At 45.0% G+C, this 6,395-nt stretch carries 9 protein-coding genes; 6 read left to right on the forward strand and 3 right to left on the reverse strand.

Annotated features, from left to right (window positions below):
* Positions 1 to 2 precede the first annotated feature (2 nt).
* Both L3V33_RS21900 and L3V33_RS21905 read left to right on the forward strand, forming a co-directional pair.
* On the forward strand, positions 3 to 479 hold the full coding sequence (locus L3V33_RS21900; protein ID WP_237291194.1) for a DUF494 family protein: 477 nt from the start codon (positions 3 to 5) through the stop codon (positions 477 to 479).
* A 12-nt stretch (positions 480 to 491) separates the two neighbouring features.
* Entirely contained in the window at positions 492 to 1,061 is a 570-nt protein-coding gene (locus tag L3V33_RS21905; protein ID WP_004735775.1) for a topoisomerase DNA-binding C4 zinc finger domain-containing protein, read from the forward strand.
* Between the two features lie 85 nt (positions 1,062 to 1,146).
* Here the strand turns inward: L3V33_RS21905 and L3V33_RS21910 are convergent, their stop codons facing one another.
* A complete protein-coding gene (locus L3V33_RS21910) occupies positions 1,147 to 2,277 on the reverse strand; it encodes a 5-(carboxyamino)imidazole ribonucleotide synthase (protein WP_237291195.1) in 1,131 nt (376 codons plus the stop codon).
* A 5-nt stretch (positions 2,278 to 2,282) separates the two neighbouring features.
* Positions 2,283 to 2,768 carry a 5-(carboxyamino)imidazole ribonucleotide mutase gene (gene purE / locus L3V33_RS21915; protein WP_017073863.1) on the reverse strand — a complete coding sequence of 162 codons (486 nt, stop codon included), beginning with the start codon at positions 2,766 to 2,768 and terminating at the stop codon, positions 2,283 to 2,285.
* A gap of 195 nt (positions 2,769 to 2,963) precedes the next feature.
* Between purE and L3V33_RS21920 the strand changes: the two genes are divergently transcribed.
* The 4 genes from L3V33_RS21920 to L3V33_RS21935 all read left to right on the forward strand — a co-directional run bounded on the left by L3V33_RS21920 (position 2,964) and on the right by L3V33_RS21935 (position 5,651).
* Positions 2,964 to 3,521 carry an L-threonylcarbamoyladenylate synthase gene (locus L3V33_RS21920; protein ID WP_054548301.1) on the forward strand — a complete coding sequence of 186 codons (558 nt, stop codon included), beginning with the start codon at positions 2,964 to 2,966 and terminating at the stop codon, positions 3,519 to 3,521.
* A gap of 19 nt (positions 3,522 to 3,540) precedes the next feature.
* Entirely contained in the window at positions 3,541 to 4,458 is a 918-nt protein-coding gene (hemF, locus tag L3V33_RS21925) for an oxygen-dependent coproporphyrinogen oxidase (protein ID WP_054548300.1), read from the forward strand.
* A gap of 75 nt (positions 4,459 to 4,533) precedes the next feature.
* On the forward strand, positions 4,534 to 5,364 hold the full coding sequence (gene aroE / locus L3V33_RS21930; RefSeq protein WP_171330657.1) for a shikimate dehydrogenase: 831 nt from the start codon (positions 4,534 to 4,536) through the stop codon (positions 5,362 to 5,364).
* A gap of 17 nt (positions 5,365 to 5,381) precedes the next feature.
* Positions 5,382 to 5,651, forward strand: coding sequence for a DUF1488 domain-containing protein (locus L3V33_RS21935; protein ID WP_171330659.1), 270 nt, complete (start codon positions 5,382 to 5,384; stop codon positions 5,649 to 5,651).
* On the opposite strand, the gene L3V33_RS21940 is transcribed toward L3V33_RS21935, so the two are convergent.
* Positions 5,648 to 6,193: a gamma carbonic anhydrase family protein gene (locus L3V33_RS21940; RefSeq protein ID WP_010433372.1), complete on the reverse strand. Its 546-nt coding sequence runs from the start codon at positions 6,191 to 6,193 to the stop codon at positions 5,648 to 5,650. The genes L3V33_RS21935 and L3V33_RS21940 overlap by 4 nt on opposite strands.
* Between the last annotated feature and the right edge of the window lie 202 nt (positions 6,194 to 6,395).

Below are 6,395 nucleotides of genomic sequence, written 5' to 3' on the forward strand. Positions count from 1 at the left end.
CTATGATGATGGACATACTGATGTACTTGTTTGAAACCTACATCCATAGCGATTCTGAATTGCAGGTGGATCAAGATGAGCTGGAAGATGAGCTTCTTCGAGCAGGGTTTCACCAAGATGATATTTATAAGGCCCTCCATTGGTTAGAAGATCTTGCGGCATTGCAAGATACTGAGAATCAAGCGGCGATTACTATGTGTTCCAATACCTCGATGCGTATTTATACCAGTCGAGAGATTGCACGTATTAATATGGAGTGTCGAGGTTTCTTATTGTTCCTTGAACAGATCAACGTACTCACGACAGAGATTCGTGAAATGGTGATTGATCGTGTGATGGGGCTTGAGACGAGCGAATTTGAATTGGATGATCTGAAATGGATTATCTTAATGGTGCTATTTAATGTGCCGGGTAATGAAAGTGCTTACACGCAAATGGAAGAGCTGTTGTACACCAAAGAGCAAGGTATCTTGCATTAATACAGGCTTGTCATGAGTAGTAAGATTGATAATCAGCTTTTTTCGGCACATGAACATGCATTAGAGCATGAACCATGTCCACAGTGTGGTGGAGAGCTTCAGCTTCGCCATGGTAAGCACGGCCCATTTTTAGGCTGTAAGCAGTATCCTAGCTGTGATTACATCAAGCCTCTGCATCAGAACGATGGCCACGTAGTGAAAGAGCTGGGTGTACCGTGTCCTAAATGCCAAAACGAATTGGTATTAAGGCAAGGTCGCTTTGGTATGTTCATTGGTTGTAGTAGCTACCCAACGTGTAATCACATCGAATCTTTGGACCAACCAAAAGAACAACCTGAAGAGCAGCCACTTGTTGCTTGTCCTGAGTGTGGCAGAGGCCATTTGGTTGAGCGTAAATCTCGCTATGGCAAAACCTTCTATGCGTGCGATAACTACCCTAAGTGTAAGTTCGCCGTTAATCAGCCACCTGTTATAGGTCGTTGTGAAGAGTGTCAGTTCCCGCTGTTGCTGGAGAAGAAAACGGCCAGTGGCACTAAGAAGCAATGTGCTGATCGCAAGTGTCATCACATTCAATCTCAATAACTTGATGTTATAGACAAAAAACGGCGCTCAATGAGCGCCGTTTCTATATCCAATAAACGTTCTATATTCATCAAGCAATGTAGATTTACTTCATCTGCTCAGCAAATTCATGCACAGCAGGGTAGGCTTGCTTATCGAGAATGTCTGCCAGTGAGCATAGCGCTCTTTGCAGCTCTGCGTTGTAGTCAGCGCTCACGTTAATGTGGCCCATCTTACGACCTGCACGCTTCTCTTTACCATACCAATGAACATGACAACCACCTTGAGCAAGAATTGCTTCAGGTAGGGTATCTTCACCAAGGATGTTGATCATTGCGGTTGGACGAATCAGCTTAGTGCTGCCTAATGGCATCCCACATACGGCACGTAGATGGTTCTCAAACTGACAAGTTTCAGCGCCTTGTTGTGTCCAGTGGCCAGAGTTATGAACACGTGGTGCAATCTCATTCACCAGCAGTGAACCTTGAACATCAAAGAACTCTAGCGCGAGTACGCCAACGTAATCTAAGCGTTCAGCAATGGCAGTGAACATGGCTTTCGCTTGCTCTTGCAGTTCAATGTCATCAATCGCTGTCGATAAGCTCAACACGCCATCGGTGTGAACATTTTCAGCCAGTGGGTACACTTGAATCTCGCCATTGGTACCACGAGCACCAACCAGTGATACTTCGCGGTCAAACGGAACAAACTCTTCAGCCACAATGGCTTGGTTGTCTGTTGCGGCAATGCACTCGGCCATTTCTGTCCAAGTCGCGTCAACATTGTCTAATGTCTTTAAGCGCCATTGACCTTTGCCATCGTAACCACCAAGTGTACTCTTCAATACCATTGGTAAGCCAACGTGAGCGATCGCAATGTCAAAGTCTTCGCGAGAGTTAATCACGTAGTATTTGGCATTTTTCACATTTGCTTCGTCTAACAGGGCTTTTTCAAGACGACGGTCACCGCCGGCTTTAATTGCTTCTGTTGTCGGTAAGAACTTACCGCTGCGCTCACATACCTCAAGAACATCGTGAGGGATATGTTCGAATTCAGCGGTAATGACGTCCGCACGCTCAATCGCATTGTCTAAGCCGCTGCCTAGAATCGCTTGCGTTAATGGGTGAACAATATTTTTGCTGCCAACATCAAAAGCAGAAATTTCAATATTCAGCGGCGCCCCAGCTAGGGACATCATGCGAGCAAGTTGGCCCGCGCCTAACACAAGAACATGCATGGGAATTAGTCCTCTGCAGGGTTTGGATTAGCCAGAACCGTTTCTGTTTGCTCAGAGCGGAACGCTTCGACTTTTGCCATCACGTCTTCATTGTGTGTACCAATGATTTGAGCCGCTAGGATGCCAGCATTGGCAGCGCCAGCTTCACCGATAGCCAGAGTGCCTACCGCGATGCCTTTTGGCATTTGTACGATAGAAAGCAGAGAGTCCATGCCCTTCAGTGCTTTAGACTGAACAGGAACACCTAAAACAGGTACGCTTGTGAAAGCGGCAGCCATGCCCGGAAGATGTGCTGCACCGCCAGCACCAGCAATGATCACTTTAATACCGCGCTCTTTCGCACTGGTTGCGTAGTCTGCAAGCAACTGAGGTGTGCGGTGAGCAGAAACCACTTTTGTTTCGTACGCCACGCCAAATTGATCCAACATTTCTGCAGCTAGCTTCATTGTTGGCCAATCAGATTTAGAACCCATGATAATACCGACAGTCATCTCAAACTCCTTCAGGTACGATTTAATTAGTGATTAGATATTTTGCGCGCATTATACGGGTAAAATTGCTCAAGGAAAACGTTTGCGTCAGTCTAAGTTGTTAATTGATACATTTTATGAACAAATAGCTTTAGTCACAGTGAATGATAATTTGTACACTTAGCGAGTTCGATAACAGAATTAATGAGGCAACTCTTGGATAACTTTCAACATACTTTGCAGGCATTACAACAAGGTGAAGTCATTGCTTACCCGACCGAAGGCGTTTTTGGGGTTGGTTGTGATCCTGATAATCCACAAGCCATCAAGAAATTGCTCGATTTAAAACAGCGGCCGATGGAGAAAGGGTTGATCCTAATTGCTGCGAGTTACGAGCAGTTGCTGCCCTATATTGACGAAAGCCAGTTGACGGAAGCGCAGTTAGCGACCGTAAAAGCAACATGGCCGGGACCAGTGACTTGGATAATGCCAACCAGCAGTAAAGTAACTGACTGGGTCAGTGGCCAATTTGAATCCATCGCGGTGCGAGTGACGGATCACCCTTTAGTTCAAAGAATGTGTAATGAATTCGGTAAGCCGTTAACCTCGACCAGTGCTAACCTGACAGGTGAACCGCCTTGTATGACGACTGAAGAAGTTCAACAGCAACTTGGCCAACATTTGGTGGCTATTTTAAAAGGTCAAACGGGTGGTCGTGAGAAGCCAAGCGAAATTAGAGATGCAAAAACGTCGAAAATATTAAGACAGGGTTAAACCCTGCAGAGGAAGAAAGATGTCAGCAATTGATAAAGAAGCAGTAAAACAGTTTTTACTGAGCCTACAAGATTCGATTTGCCAGCAGCTTGAGCAAGCTGATGGTACTGCACTGTTTGAAGAGGATGCATGGGAGCGTGAACCTGGCGAGCGCCTTGGTGGCGGTGGTCGAACTCGTGTGATGACCAACGGTGCGGTATTTGAACAAGGTGGGGTTAACTTCTCTCACGTAGCGGGTAAGGCGATGCCAGCCTCAGCCACCGCTCATCGCCCTGAATTAGCCGGACGCAAGTTTGAGGCGATGGGGGTATCATTAGTTATCCACCCTAAAAACCCATATATCCCTACCTCACACGCGAACGTTCGATTCTTCATAGCAGAAAAAGAAGGGGAAGACCCGATTTGGTGGTTTGGTGGTGGTTTTGACTTAACGCCATTTTATCCTGTCGACGAAGACTGCCAATCTTGGCATCAAACAGCCAAAGATCTTTGTGCGCCATTTGGTGATGATGTTTATCAAGAGCACAAAGAATGGTGTGATAAGTACTTCTATCTGCCTCACCGAGACGAAACACGTGGTGTGGGTGGTCTGTTCTTTGATGATCTTAACGAGTGGGGCTTTGAAAAGAGCTTTGCTTATATGCAGGCGGTCGGTGAAGGTTTTGCAGCCGCATATTTACCCATTGTAGAACGACGCAAAGAGACGCCTTATGGTGAGCGCGAGCGTGATTTCCAACTTTATCGTCGTGGTCGCTATGTTGAATTTAACTTAGTGTATGACCGTGGCACCCTATTTGGTCTACAAAGCGGTGGTCGTACAGAGTCTATATTGATGTCGATGCCGCCATTGGCTCGCTGGGAATACCGCTACGAACCACAAGCGGGTTCACCAGAAGCTCTGCTTTATAGCGACTACCTAAAGCCTCGAGTTTGGTAGTTCTTCCTTCCTTATAGGGATAGTGATAGGGTCATCTATATAGATGACCCTTTTTTATTTCTGTTAGGTAAGGATATGACACAGCAAGTAGATCGTTATGCCGTTTTCGGTAACCCTATTGGGCAAAGCAAATCGCCATTCATTCACACATTATTTGCTCGCCAAACCAGCCAACAACTTACCTATACAGCATTACAGCCAGAGCATGGTGAATTTATCACTGCTGCCAAAGCCTTTTTCAGCGAAGGTGGTCGAGGATGTAACGTAACAGCACCTTTTAAAGAAGATGCCTATCAGTTTGCTAATCGCCTAACTGAGAGGGCTGAACTAGCCGGTGCCGTAAACACACTTAAGAAGCTCGATGACGGAGAAATCATTGGTGATAACACCGATGGTGAGGGTTTAGTTCAAGACCTTCTTCAACATCAAGTTATGCTAGAAGGGGCTCGCGTTCTTCTGCTTGGCGCTGGTGGCGCCGCTCGAGGAGTGATTCAACCTCTTCTCGACCAAAAGCCACAACAGTTGGTAGTCGCTAATCGAACCAGTTCAAAGGCTGAACTTCTGGCTGAGATGTTTTCTTCATATGAAAACATCAAAGGAATGGGATTAAGCGATGTTAATGAAGGGTTTGATGTCATCATTAACTCGACCTCATCTGGTCTAAGTGGTCAGCTTCCTGAAGTTTCTGAGATTATCTTTAATTCGAATAGTTCCGTTTATGACATGGTTTACGGTTCGGGAACTACGGTATTTAATCAATGGGCATTAGATAATGGTGTTCATGCTGCTTATGATGGTTTGGGTATGTTAGTGGGACAGGCAGCAGAAAGCTTTATGCTTTGGCGTGGCCTTCGTCCGGGAACAAAACAGATTTTAAGAGAATTACGTAAAAACCTAGAGATGTAACAAGGTATTTATAAAAAATGAATCAATCAATTCTATTTCCGGATATCCAAGATTGGGATGAAGAGAATCAATCAATCACCTTCCCTGCGCAGCAGTCGGGCGCCCTGATTGAGTGTGTAATGTCTATTGAGGAACTATCTCGATTAGCTGGTAAAGAGATAGAAGAAGGCGATCAAGCTTTAGTTATCTTTTCTGAGTTACGTTTTGATATTGAAGAGCTAGCGGAAGAGTTAATAGAAGAAGAGGAGTATGACTCCTCTAATCGGATTCAAATCAAAATGCTTTAGACTGGCAGCACAGAGTCTAGATAGTCGTTTTTATTCTGAACATAGTTGTCAGCTGACTTCTGTAAAAAGGCACGCTCTTTATCATTTAATGGGCGTGCTTGTTTTACTGGGCTTCCTACATATAGATAACCGCTTTCAAGTACCTTATTAGGTGGAACCAAGCTACCAGCACCAATCATCACTTCTTCTTTAACAATAACGCCATCAAGCACGATAGCTCCCATGCCAACAAGTACGCGATCTTCAATAGTACAGCCATGCAGCATTACTTTATGTCCGATAGTGACATCATTACCTATTAATAGAGGATAACCGTCAGGGTTTTCTGCATTCTTATGGGTGACATGCAAGACGCTGCCGTCTTGGATATTCGTTCTTTCCCCAATATGAATGTGGTTCACATCTCCTCGAGCTGCAACCAAAGGCCACACGCTAGAGTCGTCACCGATTTTGATATCACCAACCAGTACCGAACTTGTATCTATATAGACACCTTGTCCAATCTGAGGGGATATTCCTTTATAACTGCGTATTGAACTCATAAGTCCTCCTTTATATAGGTACCTTAAGCCCTTAATTAAGGGGAATACTAGTGATAATGAGGTGTTTTGAACAAAAAACGCTCGAACAATCAAAAAAGTAAGAAAAACTTCAAAAAGGGCTTGCCAGTGTGATCGAAATCTCTATAATGCGACCTCGTTGAAACGGGAAGGCTTCGTAAGAAACCAAAGCGAATCAACAAGC

Origin of the sequence: Vibrio sp. A2-1 (genome assembly GCF_021728355.1) — a bacterium.
Lineage (GTDB): Bacteria > Pseudomonadota > Gammaproteobacteria > Enterobacterales > Vibrionaceae > Vibrio > Vibrio splendidus_K.

Excerpts from the sequence above, each read along its gene's own strand:
- L3V33_RS21900 (WP_237291194.1), top strand. The coding sequence starts at position 3 with ATGATGATGGACATACTGATGTACTTGTTTGAAACCTACATCCATAGC.
- L3V33_RS21905 (WP_004735775.1), top strand. The coding sequence starts at position 492 with ATGAGTAGTAAGATTGATAATCAGCTTTTTTCGGCACATGAACATGCA.
- L3V33_RS21910 (WP_237291195.1), bottom strand. The coding sequence starts at position 2,277 with ATGCATGTTCTTGTGTTAGGCGCGGGCCAACTTGCTCGCATGATGTCC.
- purE (WP_017073863.1), bottom strand. The coding sequence starts at position 2,768 with ATGACTGTCGGTATTATCATGGGTTCTAAATCTGATTGGCCAACAATG.
- hemF (WP_054548300.1), top strand. The coding sequence starts at position 3,541 with ATGTCAGCAATTGATAAAGAAGCAGTAAAACAGTTTTTACTGAGCCTA.
- aroE (WP_171330657.1), top strand. The coding sequence starts at position 4,534 with ATGACACAGCAAGTAGATCGTTATGCCGTTTTCGGTAACCCTATTGGG.
- L3V33_RS21935 (WP_171330659.1), top strand. The coding sequence starts at position 5,382 with ATGAATCAATCAATTCTATTTCCGGATATCCAAGATTGGGATGAAGAG.
- L3V33_RS21940 (WP_010433372.1), bottom strand. The coding sequence starts at position 6,193 with ATGAGTTCAATACGCAGTTATAAAGGAATATCCCCTCAGATTGGACAA.